We start from the raw sequence: 22,803 nt of genomic DNA on the forward strand, positions 1-22,803 counted from the left end.
CCTAAAGTGTTGCCGGCGAGACACCCTTTCGGCCGAAATAGGACCGCCCGAGACCGGCAACCAGGCTGCGTTGCTCCTGGTTCAAGACCAGGAAATATTGTGCTCCCCATGTGGCGGCGCAAAACGCGACCATCAGCGTCGCCAGGGTGCCGATTCCCGGGCTGGGCGCGAAATACAGCATGGCGGCGAGAAAAAGCGCACCGATCAGGAGGATCGCCCAATGGGCCAGGATGGCGAACCAGAACCGCCTCGAGTCGATTTCGAGTTCCCTGACGAAAATCATCAGCTGCCAAGGGACGATCGCGGCGGTTCCGATGGTCTGTCCGAGAATGAAGGCACGCTCGGCCAAAAGATGCACGGCCGCAAGGGTGACCGCCGCCCAGATCATCAGATGGATCATCATCAGCATGTTCAGCCGTGCCTGAACTTTGGTACGGGTCATGAACAGCGTGTTGCCAAAGATGACGTATTGAAAACACATCGTGACCACGAACATCAGGCCCATCCAGTGGGCGAAAGGAACGATCTGCGGCCCGATCCAGATCTGCATGATGGCGGGTGACATGACCGCGGCCGCGACAAAGGGCGGCACGGTCACGATCGGCAGCATCATGATGCCGGCTTCGCCAAATCGATTGAACTGCCGGTGGTTGTTGCGCTGATCGAGCCGGCTCACGACGGGAAGCAGCGCGGACGTGAGCAGACTCGCGACCACCTTGGCGAGGCGCGGGATTCTCACGAGCGTATCGTAAATGCCCACGCTTTGCGGACCAATGTAGATACCGATCAGAAAAGGCTGAATCGGCGCGATAATGCCGCCGATCAACTTGCCCTGCATGACGAGAATGCAGCGCGTCATCACCTCTCGGCTGACCGTGGATGCGGGCATGGAGAGCCTGATCCGCGTGCGGCTGAGCGCGGCAATCGAGGCGCCAAGCAGGATCACCGCGCGCAACAGCGCGGCGACGACGAAATAGTAGGTCACCGCCTCGTAGGGTTGTCCCGATCGTGCGGCATAGATGGTGGCACCGACGTAGAGAAGGGTGGTCAGGAACTCGCAGATCCGCAGCAGCCCATAGCGTTCGAAACCCTTGACGATGCCTTCCCACACCAATGCCGGGAAAAGCAGGAGATTGCTCGCAGCCGTCGCCAACAGCATATTGGTGAAGCTCGCGGCGTGAGCCGTTTCGACCTTGAATTGGGCGACGATCAGCGGAACGGCCAGCCAAATCGCAAGGCTCAGCACAATCCCCAGGAGCAAGGAGACCAGCGTCAACAACAGGATCTGGCTGCCGCCCAGCCGCCAGTCGCGGTGTTCCCTGGCACGCGCCACGACCTGCGTGGTCACTTCAGGCAGGCCGAAATCGATGATGCCGATCAGGCCCGAGGGCAGGAAAAGGCGGGTGAGGACGATCAGTCCAAACTCGGCAACGCCCCAGGTGCGGATGATGATGGGAATGACGACGACGCCGAGGACCGCGACAAGTCCGAAGACGATCGCGGACACCACGGTATTCTGAACCAGGCGCTTCAGCATGGCATTGGCCAGGTCACCACGCGCTCAGGCCGCCATCGACGGCGATATTCTGGCCGGTCACGTAAGACGCCGCATCGGACACCAGGAATAGCATTGCGCCCACCATCTCGTCGGCGCGCGCCATGCGGCCGAGCGGGATGCGGGCGCCATAGCGCTGCTTGAAGGTTTCGTTCTGTCCGCTCTCGACCCCGCCAGGCGTGAGGGTGTTGACACGAACGCCCTTGGCCGCCCAGTAGGTCGCCAGGTGCTTGGTCAGGCCGATCACGCCAGCCTTCGAGGCCGTGTACACCGCGGGCGTATTGATGGCGCGTCCGAGATATTCGGAGCCTTCATAGATGCGCTGGTCGGGCGCCATCAGGCCGTAGATCGACGCGGTCTGCACAATCGCGCCATATCCGCGTTCGGCCATCAGCCCGCCGAATACCTGCGCGACGTTGAACATGCCGTCGAGATTGACGGACATGATTTCTCGCCAGGTTTCCTGCGAGAATCTCTCGACGGGCGCGAAGAAGGCGTCGACATCGCGGGTCTTGCTGGCGGCATTGTTGAGCAGGATCGAAACCGGTCCAAGATCGGTTTCAATGGCGCTCGCAGCGTTGCGTACCGCGTCCGGTCGGGTGATGTCGCAGGCATAGCCCCTGGCGCGGATGGAGTGGCGTGATGCGATCTCGGCTGCCGCACTTTCAGTCGCCGTCTGGTCGAGATCGACGAGCGCGACATTGGCGCCGAATTCCGCGAGGCCATCGGCGAATCGGCGTCCGAGAATGCCGCAGCCGCCGGTGATGACGGCCGTGCGGCCGGTGAGGTCGAACAGGGCCTTGAAGCTCGTGCTCATCGCTCAGTCCTCAAGCCTTGAGCCGTTGACGGAGCAAGAGCTCCACCAAGGCGAAATCGAGATCGGAATCGATGTCGACCGAACGCTCTTCCGGCATTTCGAATAGGTGGGTGTCCGGATAGAACACCGCCGGATGTTGCAGGAACGGCCCGACACGCCAGACGTAGATTGACGCATTCATGTCGAAGCAGCGCGGCGCGTCCTGGCGTCGCACGATCGGAGGATCGGCCAATTTCGACAGGCCGACGCTGCCGTCGGCGCGCTGCTCGACCAAATTGAAATAGGGCGAACGGCGCGCCGGCGCACCGGTGATGACGTTGCGCGCCCCGGACTGTCGCAGCAGATTCACGGCGCCGGTGATGTCGGAGGCAAGGCGCAGCGGTGAGGTAACGTCGAGGTCGACGAAGATCTCCGGCGTCTTGCCGGTGCGGGCGATCGCCTGTTCGAGGCAGTGGCGGATCGCCGGTAGCTTCGGCGCGGTGTCGGTCGCCATCTCGTCGGGACGCCTGACGGCGATGTCGGCGCCGGCCGTCAGCGCGGCCTCGAGCAGCGCGTCGGAATCGCTGCTGAAGGCGATCGCATCGAACAGCGCAGTCTCGCGTGCCTGTGCGATGCTCCAGGCGAGCACTGGCCTGCCCATCAGATCGCGGGAATTCTTGCCCACGACCCCCTTCGAGCCGCCGCGCGCGCAGATCGTGCAGATCAGACTCATGGCGAGATCCAGCTCTCCGAGTGCAGCGCGCGCTCGCTGGCATCGATCAGGTGCATGACGCCGAGAGCTTCCGGCAGAGAGCAGACCGGGCTCGCGCCGCGCATGGCCGCGACGTGCATGTCGCGATAGCTCTGGTCCCGCTCGCTGGCGATGTCCGTTGCCTTGCCATTGACCGTGAGGCGGCTGCTCACGAGGTCGGCTTCGATGGTGTCGTTGTCGAGATTGACGCGGATGCGGCGGATGCCCTGGCGGTCCAGGTAATCCATGTGGACGTGAACCGATTGTGCCCGCTGCATGTCGAGCAGGAGGTCGAGGTGATCGTCGACGTCGATGTCGCGAGCCCCCGACGCGCCGCCAAGCGCCGCGACGCGGTGCCATGGGCCGAACAGCCACAACAGATAATCGAGCTCGTGACTTAAATCCCTGAGCACGCCGCCGCCGGCATCAGCAGTTGCGGAGGCTGTTGTGCGATGATCGCGGCCGGGCCGCCAATCCCTGATGTCCTGCCCGACATAGGCCGCGACGGTGATCGCCTCGCGCCCTCGGAGCCTTTCGGCGAGTGCGGTCATCACCGGGTGGAAGCGTAGATTGTAGCCGACGCTTACATGGGCAAATGGGTAGTCGGGCGCGGGCGCGGGTTTTGCGAACAACGGCTTCTCGACCAGCACCGATCCGCGAAAGCCGGCCTGTGCAAGCGCCAGCAAATCGCCCGCGTGTCGCGCGGTCTCGGTGGCGACGACCGCGTAGTCGGGGCGCATCTGTGTGACTGCGGTCTCGATGGACCCGTGGTCGCCGCCGTCGCGGCGGCTCACGGTTGTCACTTGCAGACCGAGTTCACGCAGGACCCGCGCGTGGCGGAGTCCGATCGAGCCCAGGCCAATCACGACGGCGGTTCTGGAGGTCACAGGAAGACCTCGTGAAACTCCGCATGCGCCTGCTCGAAATCCTCCATGCGGCCAATGTCGAGCCAGTATTCGCGGATCGGATAGACCGCGACACGTCCCTTGCTGGCCATGACACGCTCCAACACGGCCGGCATGTCCACCCGGACGCCGGGTTCGACATGGCGAAACACCGAGCGCCCAATCACATAGATGCCGGCGCTGACGAACCAGCTCTCCGTCGGCTTCTCGCGGATGGTTTGGAGAAAGCCTTCGGACGTCGAGATCACGCCATAGGGCACGTGCACCTTGTGCTCGCGTACCGCCATCGTCGCTTCGGCCGGCGTTCCGTTGTGGAAGTCGAGAAGCGCGCCGTAATTGATCGTGGTGAGGATGTCGCCATTTGTGACGACCATCGGCAGGTCCGGCGGCGTCGGCAACAGCCCGAGAGCGCCGGCGGTCCCCAAGCGCTCCGTTTCATGGACATACTGGATATTCGCGCCGAAAGCGGCGCCGTCGGCAAAATGGTCCTTGATCAGGTCGGCCTTGTAATTGACCGAGATGAGGATGTTGCCGAAGCCCTGCTGCACGATGTTGCGCACGATGGTCTCCAGCAGCGGCCGGCCGCCCACATTGAGCATCGGCTTCGGTACGTCCCGCGTCAGCGCACCGAGACGCTCGCCGAGCCCGCCGGCCATGATCAAAACCGGGTTCGGATAGTGGCGCGCCTCGAGCAGCTCATCGAGCGTCTCGACCAAGATCAGGTGGCCGCCCTCGTCCACGAGCGGGAGCTGCTTGATCGATTTTTGCCGCATCAGATGCAGACGGTCGTCGCGCGACAGCGTCGCCGGCGCCGATACCGGCGCGCGGTTCATCACGTCGGTCGCAAGTCCCGTGAGCGAAATGCCGCGGAGCAGGCCCCGCCGGACATCGCCGTCCGTGACCACGCCAAGCAGGCGATTCTGGTCGTCGAGCACGAGCGCAATCTGAATGCTGCCGCTTTCGATCGCCGCAATGGCCTCGCCCACAGTCGCCTGCGTTCCAACGATGGCTCTGCGCCAGGATTTCATGGCAATCTGCCTCGTATACGCCGGTTTTTTGGGGGCGCCCCGCGGGTGATTGAGCTATATCGCGGCTGGGCGGGGCGGCGTCAACCCCAAGGGGCGCTACGTCGGATTGTCGTTGTTGACGTACGCGATTTCCGGTCCGGATCGGTGGTTTGAAGGCCCGAAACCCGGGCAGTAGGATGAGGGCGCAGGGGAGTGGTAATGGACGATCTCATCATCATCGGCGGCGGCGAGCACGCCGTCATGGTTTACGAGGCGGCGCTGCTGTCCGGTCAGTTCAATATCGTCGGGTTCGTCGATCGCCAGTTCGTCAGGCTCGGCGAGCTTCCCTACCTCGGAACCGATGCGGACGTGCCGAACTACCCGGATGCCGCCTTCGTGGTCGGAATTGGGACGCTGCAGGCCGGGCCGGCGCGCGCGCAGATGATCGGCCGTGTGCGGGTCAAGCGCTGGGCTTGCGTCATTCATCCACGCGCATTCGTCTCGCCATCGGCCAGGATCGGAGTGGGCACCGTCGTCATGCCGGGTGCCATCGTGAATGCGAGGGCCGTGATCGGCGATCATTGCATCATCAATTCCGGCGTCATCATCGAGCACGACGTGCGTATCGGGGACTGCACCCATCTGTCGCCTGGAACCGTTGCCGGTGGTGGCGCGGAGATCGGCGAGAACTGCTTCGTTGGTCTCGGAAGCCGGGTGCGGGATCACATCACCATCGGCAAGGACACGTTTATTGCGATGGGCTCGGTGGTCACGGCCTCCTGTCCCGACGGATCGGCGCTCAGCGGTGTTCCGGCAAAGCCTCGCGGCTAGACAGGATCGTCCGGCTCGAGCGCGCGCGACGCTGCCGTCCCGATCAGCGACCAATAGTCGATTGGAGGACGGCCGGATCCTGGACGTTTGGCAATGATGTCCTCCGGGCCAATGATTTCGCCAGGCTTCAGCGACCGCGCCGCAACCAGGCTCTTGCGCGCCACGGGCACATTGCCGATCTCCGAGGATTTTGGCGCCTTTACGCCATCGCCAAGTGAGCTCTCGACATTGCGGATCGCCACCACCATCCGCTTGAATTCTTCCGGCTCGATCGATGCAGCATGATCGGGGCCTTCGGCCTTTCGATCGAGCGTCAGGTGCTTTTCGATGATGCTCGCGCCGAGCGCGACCGCGGCGAGCGAAATCTCGAATCCGTCGGTATGATCGGAATAGCCGACCGGCAGCTGGAATGCAGCCCGCATCGTCGTCATTGCAGCGAGATTCACATCGGCGGTCGGGCAGGGATATTCGGTGGTACAATGAAGCAGGCTGACGTGCCGCCCGAGCGTGGCGCGCGCGGCCGGATCGCGCCATGCCGCGCGGAAGGCGGCAATGCCCGGCGGATCGCTGTGGCGGGCATAACCATGTGCCAGCACGCCCAGCGCCTCCTCGATCTCTCCCAACGTCGCCATGCCGGTCGAAAGGATCAGCGTCGCGCCGGCCCTCGCCACTGCGTGCAGCAGCGGTGCATTGGTGAGATCGCCGGAGCCGAGCTTGATGCGCGGCAGCTTCAACGACAAAAGAAAGGCGAGCGAGGCATGGTCGAACGGGGTCGACAGGAACTCGATGTTGCGGGCGGCAGCGCGCGCGATCAGGGCCTGATGTGCGGCGTGCGGCAGTTCGAGTCGCGTCAGCATGGCCAGCTGGCTCTCGGCAGCATCCGTCGTACGTTGTTGATAGTCCGCCTTTTTCGCAGCGCTGGCCGCGAGCGACTTCGCGTTGAACGTCTGGAACTTGACGACGTCGGCACCGGCCTCTGCTGCAGCATCGACCAGCGCCAGCGCCTTCTCCAGGCTGCCGTCGTGATTGACGCCCGCTTCCGCGATGATCAGCGTACGGCTTGCCGTCATGGGCGCGCTCCAGGCTCGTAAAATCCCTTCCTCAGGAGCGGCCTGAAATCGGGGATGCCGGCGACGATCTCCGCAAATCGCCGGCTGGATTCGCCGTCACCGTAGGGATTGACCGTCGCCTGGCGCCCGCGCGCCAGAGCCTGCGCAATGGCGGCGGCGATCGCGGCGTGCCCGGGCGGTGTATGAAACACCGACGCAGCGCGCTCGCGGCCCTGCTGACGCTCGCCGATGTCGACCGTTGGAATGCCGAGCGAGGGCGCTTCGAGGATGCCGCTCGACGAGTTGCCGATCACGACATCCACCTGGTTCATGAGGCTGAGATAGCGAAGCTGGCCGAGCGATGCGACGGCGACGCTCTTGGGCCGTCCGGCTACGAATGCCTCGATCCGGTCGTTCAGTGCGCGCCCCTCGGCATCGGCGTTGGCGAGCGTGAAGACCAGACCGAAGGCAGGATCGAGCGTCGAGAGCGCAGCGAACAGCTCCTCCAGTTCAGCGACCGACCGTCCCGCTTCGACCGTGACAGGATGGAACGTCACCAGCGCATTGCGGCTCGCGAGCGCCATCCCTACCGCGCGACCGGTGCCGTCGCGATCCAGCAATGCCAGGCGCTTGATCGCGTCGATGCCGACCGAGCCGATGGTGTGAATCCGCGACGGATGCTCGCCGAGCTGGATCAGCCGCCGGGTCGAACCCTCGTTGCTGGTGAAATGCAGATGCGACATCTTGCTGATGGCGTGACGCGTCGATTCATCGACTGCACCTTCGGTGACGTCGCCGCCGAACAGATGTGCCATCGGCAGACGCATGAACATCGCGGCCTGCGCGGCTGCGAATGTCTCGAAACGGTCGCCGAGCACGACCACGAGATCGGGCCTCAGTCGCGCAAACGCGTCGGCAAATCCGATCACCCCCAGTCCGACCGATTTTGCAACACCGGCGCCGGTGTCGCTGCTGAGCAGCGTTTCGATGGTTTCGTCGACGGTAAATCCTTCGTCGCGGATGTTGTTGAAGGTGTAGCCGAACTCCGGCGCGAGATGCATGCCGGTCGCAACGAGCTGAAGTGTCAGGCCGGGGGTTTCCCGGATCGCGCGCATCGGCCAGGCCAGCAGCCCGAAATCAGCCCGACTGCCGGTGACGAAGCAGATCTTGCGCGCGGCGTCACTCATCGCGGGCCCTGATACTGGCGCTGCTCGGCAAATTGATCAGCCGCCGCTCGATCGATTCCGCCGTCGGCAAGTCGCCGCGCGGGCTTGTCGCATACATCGGCAGCTTGTGCATCAGTGTCCATACCGGACGCGCGCCGAAACCCGCGTCGTTCAGCGCGGCGAGCACGTCGTCGCGCTGGTCGGCATGAGCCTCGTCGAGCAGGATCGCATTCAGCCAATAGTTGCTCGTGGTGCCCGCAGGCTCGCGCGAGAAGCGCACGCCGGGAACATGCGCGAAGGCGTGCTCATAGGCTGCAGCGAGCTTGCGCTTGCTCTTGAGGAATCCGTCGAGCTGCTCGAGCTGAGCGCAGCCCAGCGCCGCATTCAGGTTGGGCAGGCGGTAGTTGAAGCCGACCTCGTCATGCATGAAGGCCCATTTGTGCGGTAGCTTCGCCGTCGTCGTCAGATGTTTCGCGCGTCGCCCGAGCTCTTCGTCATCGGTGAGGATGGCGCCGCCGCCGCCGGTCGTGACGATCTTGTTGCCGTTGAAGCTGAGCGCCGCCAGGCGGGCCTGGGACCCGACGGCGTGGCCCTTGTAGGTCGAGCCGAGCGATTCGGCGGCGTCCTCGACCAGCGCGATGTTCCAGTCTCTTGCCAGCGCGGCGATCCCGTCCATGTCCACGGGGTGACCGAAGGTGTGCATCGGCGCGATGGCGGCGATCCGGCGGCCGGTCTCGCGGTTGATCGTGCCGTTCGCGGTCCGCTCCGCAACCGCATCGAGGCGCGCGGCGAGCGCGCGCGGGTCCATGCCGAGCGTTTCGAGGGAACTGTCGACGAAATGCGGAGTCGCACCGCAATAGGCGATGGCGTTCGTCGTCGCGATGAAGGTCAGCGCCGGCGAGATCACTTCATCGCCGGGCTCGACGCGCGCGAGCCGGAAGCAGGCGTGAAGTGCCGCCGTTCCGTTGACCACCGCGACGGCGCGACGGGCGCCGGTCACCTCCTCGAGCATGCGCTCGAAGCGGTCGACGAACTTTCCGACCGAGGAGACGAAGGTGCTCTTGATGCATTCCTCGAGATAGGCAATCTCGTTGCCGGCAAAGACCGGCTCGTGCAGGCCGAGCACGCCGTTCGGCGTTCCTACGGCGCGCCGCACCGCGTCGACGACGGCTCTTGGTTCGAAAATGGACCTGGTCACGACGATGCCCACTGCCTCCTCAGACATTGTAGACGTCAGCCTTGTAGCGGCTGAGATTGGATGGATTGGTGAACCAGCTCACCGTCTTCTCGATGCCACGGCGCATGCCGTCCACGCCGCCGAATGCTGGAACCCAGCCGAGCTGCTGGCGCGCCCTGGAATTGTCGGCCCACAGGCGCTCGACCTCGCTGCCAGCCGGCCGCAAGCGCGCTTCGTCGGTCTCGATCTCGATGGTCGTTCCCATCGTGTCAGCGATCATCTGCGCGGTCGCACCAACCGAGATTTCGAAGCCGCTGCCAAGATTGATGGTTTGGCCGAGCACCTGGTCGGAGGGCGCGGTAAGACCCGCAATCAGGCCGCGCGCGGTGTCGGTGACGAACGAGAAGTCGCGCGTCGGGCTGACGGCACCGAGGCGGATCTTACGCTTGCCGGTTGCGATCTGACTGATGATGGTGGGGATGACCGCGCGCGCCGATTGCCGGGGGCCAAAAGTGTTGAATGGCCGGATGACGACGACGGGCATGTCGAACGAGGCGTGGAAGGACAGCGCCATCTGGTCAGATGCGATCTTGGAGGCGGAGTAGGGCGATTGGCCCACCAGCGGATGGCTCTCCTTGATCGGAACGCTCTGTGCCGTGCCGTAGACTTCGCTGGTCGAGGTTTGCACGAAGCGCCGCACGCCGGCCATGCGCGCAGCCTGCAGCACGTTCACGGTGCCGCGGACATTGGTCTCGACGTACGAGTCGGGCGCGACGTAGGAGAACGGGATCGCGATCAGCGCCGCCAGATGCAGCACGTCGGTGCAGCCGCTCGCCGCGCCAATCATGAAATGGGGATCGCGGATATCGCCGGCGACGACTTCGACCGATGCCATCACGTCGGATGCAACGGTGTCGAGCCAGCCCCACGAGTTGAAGGAGTTGTAGTAGACGACAGCCTTGACGCGGGCCCCGGCCTTCACCAGCTCCTCGACGACATGCGAGCCGATGAAGCCGTCGCTGCCGGTGACGAGGACGCGGGCGTCCTTAAGTTCTTTCATGCCGGACCCCAAACGCGATTAATCCAGTCTTCCCAATAGGATGGCGCTATAGCACACTGGCGGTTGCGTGCAACAGAGCAGCCTTTTCGTCAGCGCCAAGTGCCCGCTTATGCTGCACTTTTTGATGGCACGTCGGATCGGGCTGGCCGGCCCGCCTAGGCCTTGCCGGTCGAACCGAGTCGTTCCCTGACGTATGCCTCGAGGTTGCCGCCCTCGAACAGATGGCCAGCCACGCCAGCGGCCTGAGCGGCCTCCATGTCGCTTGCCTTGTCACCGATCACCATGCTGCGCGACATGTCGACCGGGAAGCGCGTGACGAGGTCGGTAATCATGCCGGGTGCCGGCTTGCGGCGATCGCTGGTACGGCAATAGCGCGCAATGGTGCCGTCCGGGTGGTCCGGGCAATACTCGAACGCGTCGATATGGGCGCCGATCAGCGCCATCTGGTCCGCCATCCAGCGATGCAGCGCCACGACGTGCTGCTCCTCGTAATAGCCGCGCGCGATGCCGGACTGGTTGGTGATGACAAAGGCGAAGTATCCGGCATCGTTGACGGCTTTCACGGCTTCGCGCGCGCCGTCGATCCATTCGAGCTTGTCTGCCTCGTAGGCATAGCCGGAATCATGGTTGAGCACGCCGTCGCGATCGAAGAACACGGCCGGCCGCCGCAGCTTCTCGCGCAGCTCGCGGTCGGCGCGCGCGAGATCCTCAGGAATGCCGATGTCGATGAAATAGCCCCGATAGGCCGTGCCGTGCAGCGCGTCCTGTGCAACAAGAGAGGGGAACACGTCCTGCTCGAGCGAGGCGGGAAGCGTTGTGATGCCTGCTACGACGGATTTATTGACGACGTAGACGCCTGCGTTCACAGGCCCCGTGGCGCCCGCACCGGGCGCGACAAATGCCCGCACGACGTCGCCCTCCAGTACGACGCGGCCGTAGCGGTCGCCCTCGACGCCGGCGCGCAGCGCCATGTGGACGCCGTCAGCGCGCGCGTGGGCGATCAGGTCCAGCAGGTTGAAGTCGAACAGCGAGTCGCCATTGAGCAGCAAAAAGCGGTCATGGAGAAGAGGGCTCGCATGAACCAGCGCGCCCGCAGTGCCGAGCGGCTCCGTTTCCCGCGACACGATGATTCGTGCGCGGCCCCGGCTTGCCCCGGAATACCGCGTCTCGACGAGTTCGGCCTTGTGGCCTGCGAGGAGCAGGATCTCGTCGAACAAATCGTAGCGGGCGACTTCATCGATCAGCGTGTCCAGGAACGGCTGCCCGCCGACCTCAAGCATCGGCTTGGGCACGGCCCTGGTTCGCTCGCCAAGCCGCGTGCCGAGCCCGCCGACGAGAATGACGGCCTGTCTCAGCATGGGGGATGGCCGTTACATAGCAACGCCATTGCCAGCGCGAAGCATCTCGGATGGGTTGAGATCATCTTCAACTATTGCGTTGCCCTAGGTTGGAAGTGTTGTCCAATGAACCCGAACTTAGTCGCAAGCCAGCGGGGGCGGACCATGGCAATGGCCCATGGTACGAGTGGTAATCCGGCACGAGCAAGTCTGGATTCCAGAATCAGAGCGATCGCCAGTGCGGCGACCTTGATCCAGTAGCTTTCCACGGTCACGAAATTGAGCATGCCGCCGATGTACATCACGTGGAAGCCGTACAGCACGTAGAGGGCCAGAAATGCGGATGAATATCGTCCGAGCATCGCGCCTTTCACGATCAGGGCGGTCAATAATGCGGCAGTGAAGCCGCAGCCGAAAAGAAATGGCCAGGCGTAGATGGGACCGAACAATTCAAAGAAGATCTCCGGAAATCCGCCGGCAAACTGGAAGCCTCCGAATATGTGTTCGGACGTGCGGGGCTCGCCGATTGTTTCCAGCATCAGATATTGCGGTGTTGTGTTCTTGTTAGGATCCAGCGGGCGCTGAAATAGGAAATCGTAGACAGAATCGGGCTGCCAATGATTAAGGACGAACACGCGCTCGTAGGAAATCCAACCCATTTCGCTCGGCTGGATCAGCAGGCGCTCCCAGAATTGGGACGCGACCTGAGAGCCTTCATAACCGCGGACACTGACCAGATTGTTATAGATGGCTGTGGCGGCCAAGAGGGCGGCGAGCGAAATGCCCGCGCCGATTATTGCAATCTCGCGCGTGCCAAATACTTGTCTAATCCAGTCAAACGGCACCTTCGATCGCTCGGCGGCACCCTGTGCAACGATTGCAGATGACGGAATGACGAAGAAGCTCAGCAGGCTGTAGAATGCCGAAAAACGATTGCCAGTAAGGAACATGTAGGCGAGCAGGATCACGAGCAGTCCCAGATAGCGGACATCGGTCCTGCGATTTCGCAACCATTCCGCGGCAAACATGATGCCCCACCAGAATGTGAGGAAATTGCCGTACCTAACGAGCCACCGGTGCGCCGCGCCGGCCATCTCCGCCGTGTAAGCATAGCGCTCAACGTGCGCAAACAGCGGAATGGAGCCGTGGCGCAGCATGTCAACAAACACGTAACCGAGGAACAGGGCCGACAGCACGATCGTCAGATCCGAGAGCGTCAGCATCCCCTGCTGCGCTCGGCGGCGGTCGATCGCGTCACGCCAGGAGCTGATCACGCTCGGCCGCAGCACCATGACAAAGGGTATAAGTGTCACGAAATAGGCCAGCACGTGCAGCGGCGTTGCAAGGCCAGGGCCGATGTAGCGAAGGGTCTGGGACGACCATACGGGACCAGCCAAGTCGATGAAGGTGGTCGATGCTGTGCGCCAGACAAAGGTGAACAGGATGAAGAAGAACCCCAGAAAGATCACAGGCCGGTAGGCTGCCAGGAAAAGAACAAACAAGCAGAATGCGCTCGTCGAAAAAGCGACTGCGACCTGGTCTGGGAGGGCAGACATCTTCTTGAAATCAACACGACGTGGATAGGCGCATCTTTACGCTTTTCACGCTCCGGATCCTCTACGTGGGCCCACGGCCAGAGCGAGAATGCTCATCGCCGCAATCATAACAAGGCCGGCCAAAATGGACGCCCTCAGCGTTCCGATCGAGCGAGAGGCCATGGGAGAAATAGCGGCGTTTAGCTGCACAACCGTAGGCTCGCTCATCTCTGCCAGATTCTCGCCGGTCTGAATACGATCCTTCAACTGGTTCCAGGCTGGAATCGCCGCAGTTACGGTGGGCACGATCGGCGGGCGGATATTGTCGGCGGGCTCCGGGGTCAGGATACGGGCGTTGATACTGTCGTTCGATTTCTCGATTTGAGCCACCCGTGCTTTGGCGTCCTCGATCTGGGCCCGCAGGGGTTGCAGGCGCTGCTTGAGCAGGGCGCCGTGCGCCTCGCTGATTTCCGCAGCCAGGGCGGCGAGCGCCGCCTGAACATCGGCGGAAGAGCCTGCCGAAAGTTCGACTGCTATGTCACGGTCGCTTTCCAGAATTATGCCGCGCAGGCTGGACGCGACCATGATCTTGGAAAAGCTCGAGGTCTTAGGATCAAGGGCCGCGCGACTGGCGACCTTTTCCTTGAAGGCCTGATCCGAAATCCGTGCGACCAGGCTCCGCGGAGGCTCGAGCGGAGCCAGCGGAGGGCCAGACAGCTGCAAGACAAAAGCGGCCGGCGGGGCCATTCCGATCGTCACGGTTGTCTTGCCGGTCCAGGCTTGTACGGGTTTCGGCTCGTAGAGGGCAAATGTCAGCACGGCGGCGGCCAAGGCCGCGCCTGCGATCGGGAGTTTGAATTTCCAGAGCCGCGCTCCGATGAACTTCAAAACACTCCTCGCATCCGGTGCTGTGTCCGAATTGTACTGATCCACGATGCCCCTGACAAAAGTCGTAGCGCCCCCGCCACGTGGATTTCTAGCTGTGGTTCTCCTCCAGGGCAACCCCGCGAAGCAGTCTTATTGAGCCGGCCATCGTCTTTGCCGTCCCTGCGAGGGGACGAGCCGAACAAACGATGATCAAGTCGTTACGCAAACGTCTTAGTGGGCGAGCACCACCGTGGACTTGTTGTAAAAGCGTGCAATGCAGTCGTTCGGCAGCTGCAGTGGGGTTTCCTTGAGTTCATCACCCGCCAAGAGGTGCGGCATCGCGGTGCGGCGGGAGATAGTGACGTCTGCGTCGCTGGTTGTGGAGAGAAGCGAGTTTCTGGCGAGGCTCTCACGCCAGTAGACGACAAGCTGCGGCCATTCGTCTCTCAGCTGTACGTAGGTAGGGGCCCCGGTTACCGGCAGGATCTGCCACGTTCCGAACGCGACGACGAGGAGGGCGGCGACGCCTGCCGTTCGTGGCATTTCGTTCTTCTGAAATTGAAGCAATGCGCCCAAGACGGCTTGGACCCAGATGACAATGCAGGTCGTCAGGAGCATGACCTCAACAGCAACAAGTTCGTTTCTCGCTCTGAGCGCAAGCACCTCGCCAGTGCTATAGGCGCCGATGAAGTAGGACGAGAATGCCCACAGCGCACCGAGGCAGAGCAGGCCGATGGCAAACAGGGTATTCTGCGCGGCCGTCTTGAACGATAACCGACTGGCGGTGGCGATGCCAAAGCAGACGGCCAGAATTCCGAACGACTGAACAGCCTCCAGCCCGCCCAGAAAGATCGCGTAATCGGCGAGATAGATGAGCGCGCTATCCAGTGACGCGCCGATGTTGCCGCTTTGCTGATAGGCTGCGAGCCGAATGGCATTGCTGGGTGAAAAAAACACGACGCAATAGCTCAGGAGGATGGTCGCGATGATGGCCACGTGGTACCCGGCCTGAGCCTCGCGCCGCATTACCAAAACCCTGAACAGCAGCGACAACACGGCTGCGCCGAGGAGGAAGAATGCCGTGAATTCATTGAACATGGCGGTGAACGCGCAGACGAGAATGACAAGACAAATCGAAAAAATGCCGATCCGACTTCGGTTCAGCGCGACACTGGTTGCCCAGGCCGCAAAGAGCGACGCGCCGACAGCAGCCGTCAAATAGCAGGCTTCGCCCGTCACCCAGTAGACGAACTCGCTGATGTTTGGGACAAGGCTCAAAATCAGAGTGCTCGACAGCAAGCCAAGCAGGCCGCCGAGGAGATAATCGTCCGTCCGTAACAGCAATATTGCCGAAATCGTCATGGCTGCAGCGAACAGGACGATGACGAAGGCGTTGAAGATCGGATAGACGACAAAAAGATCGAGCCCGGTGGCGCTCGCCAGCAGGGAAGGGATGGTGATGATCACCAGCGCGGGCAATCGTCCAGTCACCGACACGTAATATTGGTGGACGGCCCCGACTGCCTGCCCGAGGGTGCTTGAGGCCAGGCAGAAATCGTCGGTCGATGGACTGCTGTAGAGCGCGGCTGAGGCGAAGGGCAGAAGATACCACAGGGGGATAAACCAAAGCAGGGCGTATCCGAACCGTGTGACAATCGAAATTGCGGGGGGGACTTTGGTACGATCGGGCATTGCAGCTGATCGATCCGCTTCGGTGCCGGCTTGCAGCGAGTTCATGCCCGGAACGCTTTCTTCGTCGAGCTCGTCAAGGGGCCGCCTTTCCGTCGAGCGGAACGATATTAGGGATCGGGCCGATACGAACCGAGGTGCTTGCCTCCGCGTCGAGGAATGCCTGCCGGTCGCAAAAGCGGATCAGGCAGCCATAATAGCGGGTGGATAATTCATAGTTGCTCAGGACCGGCGCCTTCGGAACAAACTCGATCGTCGCCTGCGGACCGCGCAAATCCATGTTGCGAAACGCTGTCCCGTCCATCCGCATGGCCAGGTCTATTTCCTGAAGAACCGTCGGGCGCTCATTTCTCCCGGTGAAGCCGAACAGGGGACGGTTGTCCCAGGCGACGTGCAAGGCGCCGGTTATCTCGCTGATCCCGTAATAGGTATGCCCGGGATAGTCGAGGAAGCCATCGACCAGATTGAACACCGCCGCAGGCGGCTCGCGATAACCGCGCTGCAGCTGGTCGATCATGGCTGACTGCCGAATCCATCTGGCCTGCTGATGGAAATAGCTGTTCCAGAGCGAGCAAAGATTGACCGAGAGAACCAGTGCGCAGAGGGCATAACCGACGAATTTGTTGGAAGCGTGCTGCACGACACGAAGGATCGAGACGAGAATGAAGCCAAGAGGAATACCAAAAAGGATCAAGTGCCGTGATTCGTAAAAATGACCGGTCGGCGAGATGCCGACGCTGATATAGGGCAGCGCGCAGACGATGAAGAGCATGATCCCGGCGACGGCCGGCCAGATCAGGTCGCGTGGCAACGTCTGCGGACGGCTTACGGCAATCCTGCTCTGCCACAAAGCCAAGGCCACAAACGCGACGCCGGCAACAAGCGACAGGATGACAGGCAAGCGGGATTGCGCGGCAAGATCGATCGCGTTGAGGAAGGGTTCGCAGGTGCCCCATCGCACGAATTGCCGCAGCTGAACAAGCGTATCGCCAAGCGCGGGGATCCGGATCAGATAGTAGTCGCGGTAAGGACCGACCTTGGGAAAGAAATAGTTGGTCGAGACCCAGTAAACGAAGGGAACCGCAAGGTAGTCTGCAAAGCGTTTTGCCGATTGAGCGAGGCGGCGCGCTATCGACTGCTTGCGGCCTTCGTCGGGTTTGATCAGCCAAATGCCGGCCAGCAAGCCAACGAAGTAGACGACGATCATCGAGTTGATCGCGAAGCTGCAGAAGATTGCAACGAGGCTCACGAGCCGTAAACCGACGTTTGGACGGCGTGAACTTGCGATGCCGGCAAAGAGATCGAGCCCGAGGCAGAGCAGAGCGAAGCTGAAGATATATGGAGCGGTGATCTTGGTCGCCCAGTCACGGAAGCCTGCGTAGGTCCACACGAGGAAGACAACGCACGACGTCTCGAAGTCGGAAAGAATCCGCAGGTGAGTCAGAAAAGATCGCAGGCTCAGGGCGCCGATTGCGATCCCCGCCAGCGCAAGCCCGTTCATGAAGAGCGTCGGATAGCCGGTAAAGTTGGCCATCGCGCAGTAAATGTAGGTGATCGGATGCCCAGCGCCATGCAGCAGGAAGGAAATCAGCGTTTGGTATCCTGGCTTGATCTCGAACATCAGCCAATCGTCGCCGAACAGCCCATTGTTGAAGGCAAGGGGGACGTGCACGATCAGCAGGAAACCGACGAGAAGGCAGCTCGTTCGGTCCAGCAAGGCGGCGCGCGGCAGGTCGCTGTGTGCGTCGGCGCGGGACGGATTCGGCGTCAACATGTTGCCCCTAGACGGTTGTGCCGGCACGGCGCCTGTTTGCTGTCAGTTCGACATCAGCGCCCGAGCGCCAGAGAACAGCTCAGTCAAAATTGATTCGTTCGCGTTCGACGACAATCGGCCTGCGCCGAACCTGATTGAAGATGGCCACGATGTACTCGCCCATCACGCCTAGGAAGAACAATTGGACGCCGCCGAAAAAGAACAGCCCGATCACGATCGTCGGAATACCGCGCGGCCCGATATCGAAACCAGCGATCTTGAGTAGGAAAACGGCGAAGGCGTAGACGAAGCTCAAGGACGAAATGATCAATCCGAAAAAGAAGGCGCTGCGCAGCGGGACCGTGCTGAAGCTGATTGCTCCCAACAGACCCTGGTCGATCAGGCTCGACAGCCGGTTCCGCGAGATCCCATGCTTGCGCGACTGCCAGGTGTAGGGCACGCCGATCGAGCGGAAACCGCACTCGAACGGCATCATCCGCATGAAGGGCTGGACGTCGTCGAATTGCTTCATGGCGTCGAGTACCTTGCGGTCGACCAGCTGATAGTCGCCGACGTCGGCGGGGTAGTCGACATAGGACATGCGGCTGATTAGCTTGTAATACAAATGCCGCGCCGTGCGGCCCAAGAGCGGCTCCTCGCGCCGCGCCCGGATGCCGAACACGATCTCGTAGCCTTGCTCCCAGTGTTTGACGAAGGTCGGAATGAGCGACGGCGGATCTTGCAAATCGGCCGGCAGGAACAATATGGTCGCGTCGCCGGTTGAAGCCAGCACGCCGTTATACGTGTTTCGCAGCACGCCAAAATTCCGGGCGTTCACGATCACCTTGACCGAGGGGTCTTCGGCCGCGATCTCCTTCAAGATCTCCACCGTCCGGTCGGTGGAGGCATTGTCGCAGAAGATATGCTCGCGGTCATAGCCCGGGAGCTCGGTATCCATGATCCTCTTGACAGTCGCATAACACTCGCGAATACCTGCCTCTTCATTGTAGCAGGGGGTCACAAGGCTGATCCTCTTGCGCATCAATCCTCCAACACGTCCATCGAGAAAGATCAGTCGCTTATGGGCTGAGATCGGGCAGACCGCCGCCTGGGGTGGTTAGCTCGCTGGGGTTGCCATCGTTCAATCGCCTCTTTAGCAGGTAAGCCGGCAACTTCAACCGTTCCCGGAACTGGGCTGTGGAGGTTTGGATCATATTGACAAGACAGAGCCAATCGTTCTGATGTGGCCTCTTTCAGCGGGGCGAGTATGAGCATGAAGGCCGTGATCTTGGCGGGCGGTTTCGGGACGCGCATCACCGAGGAGAGCCACGTCAAGCCGAAGCCCATGATCGAGATCGGCGGCAAGCCGATCTTGTGGCACATCATGAAGATTTTCTCGTCATATGACATCAACGAGTTCATCATCTGCTGCGGCTACAAGTCGTACGTCATCAAGGAATATTTCGCGAACTATTTCCTCCACATGGCGGACGTGACATTCGACCTCGCGACCAATTCGATGGCGGTCCACAACAAGTTCGCCGAGCACTGGAAGGTGACGCTGGTCGACACCGGCCTCAATACGATGACCGGGGGGCGCCTCAAGCGCGTCAAGGACTATGTCGGCAACGAGACGTTCTGCATGACCTACGGCGACGGGCTCGCGGACGTCGATATCGGGAAGCTCCAAGCCTTTCATCGCGCCCATGGACGCCATGCGACGGTAACGGCCATTCAGCCGCCGGCCCGCTTTGGCGCGCTCGATATCGACGACGACGTCGTCCAGCATTTCGAGGAGAAGCCGCGCGGCGACGGCCGCTGGATTAATGGCGGTTTCTTCGTACTGGAGCCCGCGATCTTCGACTATCTCGGCGACGATACGACGATCTGGGAGCAGGAGCCGCTGAAGCGGTTGTCCCAAGACGGACAGTTGGCGGCCTACCGTCATTCGGGCTTCTGGGAAGCCATGGATACGCTGCGGGACAAGCTGCACCTGGAGCAGCTTTGGGACGCCGGGCGGGCCCCGTGGAAGAGCTGGCAATGACTCCCTCCTTCTGGAAGCACAAACGCGTTCTCGTCACTGGTCACACCGGCTTCAAGGGCGGCTGGCTGGTCGCGTGGCTGCGCCATCTCGGGGCGGAGGTCGCGGGGCTCGCTTTGCCGCCTGCGACGACCCCCAATTTGTTCGATCTGACCGAAAGCGCGCAGGATGTCGTCTCTGTGTTCGGCGACATCCGCGATCTTGCCGCCGTCAAGGCGGTATTTGACCAGTTCCAGCCCGAGATCGTGTTTCACATGGCAGCGCAGGCGATCGTGCGCGCCTCGTATGAAGATCCGGTCGGCACCTACGCAACCAACGTCATGGGAACCGTTCACGTATTTGAGGCGGTGCGGACAGCCGGCGTACGCGTGCTGGTCAATATTACCAGCGACAAGTGCTACGACAACAAGGAGTGGGTCTGGGGCTACCGCGAGTCCGACCCGCTCGGCGGCAAGGATCCGTATTCGAGCAGCAAGGGCTGTGCTGAGTTGGTCACGGCGGCCTATCGAGCATCGTTCTTTTGCGGAGCCAATCGAATCGGCTTTGCCAGCGCCAGGGCAGGCAACGTGATCGGGGGCGGGGACTGGGCGCCCGACCGGCTGGTCCCCGATATCATCGCGGCAATCCGCAACGGGCAGCCGGTGCCGGTGCGTAATCCCGATGCGGTGCGGCCGTGGCAGCACGTGCTCGAGCCGTTGTCCGGCTATCTTCTGCTCGCCGAGCATCTCTGGCGGGATCCCGTCGCCTACTCAAGCGAATGGAATTTTGGTCCTGATCCCGACAGTGTCCGCTCGGTGCGCTGGCTGGTCGACCGCATGGCCGTCTTGTGGGGCGTTCAGCCGCAGCAGATGCCGCAGCCTGGACAGCACCCGCACGAGGCGCGCCTCCTGGCGCTGGACAGCGCCAAGGCGCGGGCGCATCTCGGCTGGTCGCCACGATGGGGCTTGGAGCGCGCTGCAGCGGCTGTGGTGGAGTGGTACAAGGCGTTCGATCGCGGCGCCGCAGTCAGGCCGGTCATGATTGACCAGATCGACTCTTTCATGAACACGAAGCGGGACGAGCCCGCTACTTCCCGGCCCGAATAGGCCCAAACCGGATCAAATGAACATGACGACCACGTCGACGAGACCGCTCACCGAGATCAGAGGCTGCGAGGTCTGCGGCAATACGCAGCTCGTTCCCGTACTCGATCTGGGGCTGCATCCGCTGTGCGACGATCTCGTGACGGTCGGCGATTCCCGTCAGTGTCGCGAATACCCGATCAAGATCGATTTCTGTCCGACCTGCGCCACGGCGCATCAGCGCTTCCAGGTGCCGAAGGAGGACCTGTTCCCCAAGAACTACCACTATCGCTCGCGCTTCACCGCAGACGTGCTGTCGGGCATGCGAGGACTGGTGGCGACCTGCGCGGAGCGGATGGGGCCCTTGACCGGCAAGGTCGTGCTCGACATCGGCTGCAATGACGGCAGCCTGCTCGACTTCTTCCGTGAAGCCGGCGCGAAGACGGCCGGCATCGAGCCGACGGGCGCGGCCCAGGACGCGGCGGCCAAAGGTCATTTCGTGGTGCAGAACTATCTCGGCACAGACACCGCCGCGGAGATCCGTCGCGGCGTCGGCACGCCCGACATCATCACCTTCACCAACGTGTTCGCCCACATCGAGGATCTTTCGGGTGTGCTGTCAGCGCTGAAGTCGCTGCTCGGGCCGAACACCGCCATCGTGATCGAAAATCACTATCTCGGCGCGGTGCTGGACCGGCATCAGTTCGACACCTTCTATCACGAACATCCGCGCACCTATTCGTACAACTCGTTCAGCTTCATCGCCAAGTCGCTCGGCCTCGACATCGTGAACGCGGAATTCCCTGCGCGCTATGGCGGCAACATTCGCGTGATCCTCGGCCGAGCTGCTCAGAAGACGAGCGATCCCGTCGAGGACGGTGTGATCGCACGGGAAAGCAATTTTCTCACCGACTTCGGAAAGCTCGCGCGCGATGTCGATCTCTGGAAGGCCCGCAAGGGCGAGGAGTTGAAGCGGATTTTCGCCACCCATGGCCCGATCCGGGCCAAGGCGTTCCCCGGTCGTGCGGCGATCCTGGTCAAGCTACTCGGTCTGACCGAAAGCGAGATCGTCGCTGTTCACGAGAAGCCCGGCTCGATCAAGATCGGAACTTATGTGCCGGGTACCCGCATTCCGATCGTCTCCGACGACGAGCTATTCGCGCGCGGCGACCAGGGCAAGCCGCTGCTCAATCTCGCCTGGCACATTTCCCGCGAAATCCGGCAATATCTCTCCGACAACGGATACGGAGGACCGGTGATCGACGTTCTCAGCTCCGACGACTTCGATGCCTGAGGCCGCCGTATTCACGATCCTCGGATCGGGTTTCGGGATGTACGGATATTTGCCCGCGCTCATCGAGTGCGGGACGAAGGTGGTGTTGCCGGAGCGCTATCGATCTACCGTCGGTGGGCGGCCGGAGTTGGTTCAGTACGTGTCGCAGGTCGCGTGGTGCGCAACCACGGAGCAGGCGCTGGCGCGAGCCAACGGCGCAGTGGTTGCGCTCCGCCCGGCCGACCAGGCCGACTGGATTCCGCGGCTCGCCCGTATGACTGATATCCGCGACCTGATCCTGGAAAAGCCGGTCGCGCCCACGCCGCAGCACGCCGCCTCCCTGCTCGACGAGTTGGAGCGGGCCGGAAAGCGCTACCGTGTCGGTTACACCTTCCGCTTCCTACCCTGGGCAGAGCGGCTCCGCGTAGCCCTCGGTTCAGGTGTCGACGGCATTTCTCTCGACTGGATGTTCCTTGCGCACCATTACCGCGCCAATCTCGACAACTGGAAGCGGTTCGACGCCAGCGGTGGCGGCGCACTTCGCTTCTACGGCATCCACCTGATCGCGCTCTTGGCCGAGTGCGGTTACGACGAGGTATCGGAGTCAGCACTCTCCGGACCCTCGGACGCCGAGACGGTTGCCTGGGAAGCGACCTTCACCGGAAAGGCTTTGAGCCCCTTCGTGCTGAAGATCGATACCCGCGCGGGGGAAACGTGCTTCAGGATCAACGCGCGACAGCGCGCTGAAGGAGACAGGATCATCGCGGACCAGGCCGATCCATTCTCCTCGGTGCAGCAAACGACCGTGCACGTCCGCGACCCTCGCGTCGAAGTGCTGAACCGGCTATGCCGATCGCTGGACGAGGCGGACGGCGGCTACACGCAGCGTCAGCGCGCCATTGTCCGACTCTGGACGCATGTGGAGGAGCAGTCGCGGCGCCGCTAAAGCG

General features: G+C 62.3%; 20 protein-coding genes. 5 read left to right on the forward strand and 15 right to left on the reverse strand.

All coding sequences use genetic code 11. The features are described 5' to 3' along the window. Window position 1 precedes the first annotated feature (1 nt). From QA640_RS15235 to QA640_RS15255, 5 genes are read right to left on the reverse strand one after another with little or no spacing between them, the layout of a single operon-like run. Window positions 2-1,537 (reverse strand): oligosaccharide flippase family protein, encoded by a 1,536-nt coding sequence (locus QA640_RS15235; protein ID WP_283041423.1) that lies wholly within the window; start codon window positions 1,535-1,537, stop codon window positions 2-4. Between the two features lie 13 nt (window positions 1,538-1,550). Further along, complete coding sequence (locus QA640_RS15240; protein ID WP_283041424.1) at window positions 1,551-2,372, reverse strand: SDR family oxidoreductase; 822 nt, start codon at window positions 2,370-2,372, stop codon at window positions 1,551-1,553. Between the two features lie 10 nt (window positions 2,373-2,382). After that, on the reverse strand, window positions 2,383-3,084 hold the full coding sequence (locus QA640_RS15245) for an acylneuraminate cytidylyltransferase family protein (protein ID WP_283041425.1): 702 nt from the start codon (window positions 3,082-3,084) through the stop codon (window positions 2,383-2,385). Then, window positions 3,081-3,989, reverse strand: coding sequence for a Gfo/Idh/MocA family oxidoreductase (locus tag QA640_RS15250; RefSeq protein ID WP_283041426.1), 909 nt, complete (start codon window positions 3,987-3,989; stop codon window positions 3,081-3,083). Before QA640_RS15250 ends, QA640_RS15245 begins: the two co-directional genes overlap by 4 nt. Then, window positions 3,986-5,035, reverse strand: coding sequence for a nucleotidyltransferase family protein (locus QA640_RS15255; RefSeq protein ID WP_283041427.1), 1,050 nt, complete (start codon window positions 5,033-5,035; stop codon window positions 3,986-3,988). The genes QA640_RS15250 and QA640_RS15255 overlap by 4 nt, the downstream gene beginning before the upstream one ends. A 198-nt stretch (window positions 5,036-5,233) precedes the next feature. Here QA640_RS15255 and QA640_RS15260 point away from each other — a divergent pair, with 198 nt between their 5' ends. Then, window positions 5,234-5,845: an acetyltransferase gene (locus QA640_RS15260; RefSeq protein WP_283041428.1), complete on the forward strand. Its 612-nt coding sequence runs from the start codon at window positions 5,234-5,236 to the stop codon at window positions 5,843-5,845. Here QA640_RS15260 and neuB read toward each other — a convergent pair. The 10 genes from neuB to QA640_RS15310 form a co-directional block, all read right to left on the reverse strand. Further along, window positions 5,842-6,915 carry an N-acetylneuraminate synthase gene (gene neuB, locus QA640_RS15265; RefSeq protein WP_283041429.1) on the reverse strand — a complete coding sequence of 358 codons (1,074 nt, stop codon included), beginning with the start codon at window positions 6,913-6,915 and terminating at the stop codon, window positions 5,842-5,844. The two genes, QA640_RS15260 and neuB, sit on opposite strands and share 4 nt — an antisense overlap. Then, window positions 6,912-8,081, reverse strand: a complete 1,170-nt coding sequence (neuC, locus tag QA640_RS15270) for a UDP-N-acetylglucosamine 2-epimerase (protein WP_283041430.1) — start codon at window positions 8,079-8,081, stop codon at window positions 6,912-6,914. The genes neuB and neuC overlap by 4 nt, the downstream gene beginning before the upstream one ends. Beyond that, window positions 8,074-9,258, reverse strand: a complete 1,185-nt coding sequence (locus QA640_RS15275; protein ID WP_283041431.1) for a LegC family aminotransferase — start codon at window positions 9,256-9,258, stop codon at window positions 8,074-8,076. The genes neuC and QA640_RS15275 overlap by 8 nt, the downstream gene beginning before the upstream one ends. Window positions 9,259-9,277: 19 nt before the next feature. Beyond that, window positions 9,278-10,297 carry an NAD-dependent 4,6-dehydratase LegB gene (locus QA640_RS15280; RefSeq protein WP_283041432.1) on the reverse strand — a complete coding sequence of 340 codons (1,020 nt, stop codon included), beginning with the start codon at window positions 10,295-10,297 and terminating at the stop codon, window positions 9,278-9,280. Between the two features lie 155 nt (window positions 10,298-10,452). Then, window positions 10,453-11,655 carry an HAD-IIIA family hydrolase gene (locus QA640_RS15285; protein WP_283041433.1) on the reverse strand — a complete coding sequence of 401 codons (1,203 nt, stop codon included), beginning with the start codon at window positions 11,653-11,655 and terminating at the stop codon, window positions 10,453-10,455. 71 nt (window positions 11,656-11,726) lie between these two features. Continuing rightward, a complete protein-coding gene (locus tag QA640_RS15290; protein WP_283041434.1) occupies window positions 11,727-13,136 on the reverse strand; it encodes a DUF6418 domain-containing protein in 1,410 nt (469 codons plus the stop codon). 99 nt (window positions 13,137-13,235) lie between these two features. Next, a complete protein-coding gene (locus tag QA640_RS15295; RefSeq protein WP_283041435.1) occupies window positions 13,236-14,057 on the reverse strand; it encodes a hypothetical protein in 822 nt (273 codons plus the stop codon). Between the two features lie 210 nt (window positions 14,058-14,267). Next, window positions 14,268-15,773: a hypothetical protein gene (locus QA640_RS15300; protein ID WP_283041436.1), complete on the reverse strand. Its 1,506-nt coding sequence runs from the start codon at window positions 15,771-15,773 to the stop codon at window positions 14,268-14,270. A 28-nt stretch (window positions 15,774-15,801) separates the two neighbouring features. Next, window positions 15,802-17,346 (reverse strand): hypothetical protein, encoded by a 1,545-nt coding sequence (locus tag QA640_RS15305; RefSeq protein WP_283041437.1) that lies wholly within the window; start codon window positions 17,344-17,346, stop codon window positions 15,802-15,804. A gap of 232 nt (window positions 17,347-17,578) precedes the next feature. After that, window positions 17,579-18,520 (reverse strand): glycosyltransferase family 2 protein, encoded by a 942-nt coding sequence (locus QA640_RS15310; protein WP_283041438.1) that lies wholly within the window; start codon window positions 18,518-18,520, stop codon window positions 17,579-17,581. A 231-nt stretch (window positions 18,521-18,751) separates the two neighbouring features. On the opposite strand from QA640_RS15310, the gene rfbF reads away from it, so the two are divergent. The 4 genes from rfbF to QA640_RS15330 are packed head-to-tail and all read left to right on the forward strand — an operon-like array spanning window position 18,752 to window position 22,799. Continuing rightward, on the forward strand, window positions 18,752-19,522 hold the full coding sequence (gene rfbF / locus QA640_RS15315; RefSeq protein ID WP_283041439.1) for a glucose-1-phosphate cytidylyltransferase: 771 nt from the start codon (window positions 18,752-18,754) through the stop codon (window positions 19,520-19,522). Beyond that, window positions 19,519-20,604 carry a CDP-glucose 4,6-dehydratase gene (gene rfbG, locus QA640_RS15320; RefSeq protein ID WP_283041440.1) on the forward strand — a complete coding sequence of 362 codons (1,086 nt, stop codon included), beginning with the start codon at window positions 19,519-19,521 and terminating at the stop codon, window positions 20,602-20,604. Before rfbF ends, rfbG begins: the two co-directional genes overlap by 4 nt. Window positions 20,605-20,626: 22 nt before the next feature. Continuing rightward, window positions 20,627-21,874 carry a class I SAM-dependent methyltransferase gene (locus QA640_RS15325; RefSeq protein ID WP_283041441.1) on the forward strand — a complete coding sequence of 416 codons (1,248 nt, stop codon included), beginning with the start codon at window positions 20,627-20,629 and terminating at the stop codon, window positions 21,872-21,874. Between the two features lie 49 nt (window positions 21,875-21,923). Then, window positions 21,924-22,799, forward strand: coding sequence for a hypothetical protein (locus QA640_RS15330; protein WP_283041442.1), 876 nt, complete (start codon window positions 21,924-21,926; stop codon window positions 22,797-22,799). The last annotated feature ends 4 nt before the right edge of the window (window positions 22,800-22,803 follow it).

The sequence above is a fragment of the Bradyrhizobium sp. CB82 genome, from assembly GCF_029714405.1.
In the GTDB taxonomy this organism is placed as follows: Bacteria; Pseudomonadota; Alphaproteobacteria; order Rhizobiales; family Xanthobacteraceae; genus Bradyrhizobium.

Excerpts from the sequence above, each read along its gene's own strand:
- QA640_RS15235 (WP_283041423.1), bottom strand. The coding sequence starts at position 1,537 with ATGCTGAAGCGCCTGGTTCAGAATACCGTGGTGTCCGCGATCGTCTTC.
- QA640_RS15240 (WP_283041424.1), bottom strand. The coding sequence starts at position 2,372 with ATGAGCACGAGCTTCAAGGCCCTGTTCGACCTCACCGGCCGCACGGCC.
- QA640_RS15245 (WP_283041425.1), bottom strand. The coding sequence starts at position 3,084 with ATGAGTCTGATCTGCACGATCTGCGCGCGCGGCGGCTCGAAGGGGGTC.
- QA640_RS15255 (WP_283041427.1), bottom strand. The coding sequence starts at position 5,035 with ATGAAATCCTGGCGCAGAGCCATCGTTGGAACGCAGGCGACTGTGGGC.
- QA640_RS15260 (WP_283041428.1), top strand. The coding sequence starts at position 5,234 with ATGGACGATCTCATCATCATCGGCGGCGGCGAGCACGCCGTCATGGTT.
- neuB (WP_283041429.1), bottom strand. The coding sequence starts at position 6,915 with ATGACGGCAAGCCGTACGCTGATCATCGCGGAAGCGGGCGTCAATCAC.
- neuC (WP_283041430.1), bottom strand. The coding sequence starts at position 8,081 with ATGAGTGACGCCGCGCGCAAGATCTGCTTCGTCACCGGCAGTCGGGCT.
- QA640_RS15280 (WP_283041432.1), bottom strand. The coding sequence starts at position 10,297 with ATGAAAGAACTTAAGGACGCCCGCGTCCTCGTCACCGGCAGCGACGGC.
- QA640_RS15285 (WP_283041433.1), bottom strand. The coding sequence starts at position 11,655 with ATGCTGAGACAGGCCGTCATTCTCGTCGGCGGGCTCGGCACGCGGCTT.
- QA640_RS15300 (WP_283041436.1), bottom strand. The coding sequence starts at position 15,773 with ATGAACTCGCTGCAAGCCGGCACCGAAGCGGATCGATCAGCTGCAATG.
- QA640_RS15305 (WP_283041437.1), bottom strand. The coding sequence starts at position 17,346 with ATGTTCGAGATCAAGCCAGGATACCAAACGCTGATTTCCTTCCTGCTG.
- QA640_RS15310 (WP_283041438.1), bottom strand. The coding sequence starts at position 18,520 with ATGCGCAAGAGGATCAGCCTTGTGACCCCCTGCTACAATGAAGAGGCA.
- rfbF (WP_283041439.1), top strand. The coding sequence starts at position 18,752 with ATGAAGGCCGTGATCTTGGCGGGCGGTTTCGGGACGCGCATCACCGAG.
- rfbG (WP_283041440.1), top strand. The coding sequence starts at position 19,519 with ATGACTCCCTCCTTCTGGAAGCACAAACGCGTTCTCGTCACTGGTCAC.
- QA640_RS15325 (WP_283041441.1), top strand. The coding sequence starts at position 20,627 with ATGACGACCACGTCGACGAGACCGCTCACCGAGATCAGAGGCTGCGAG.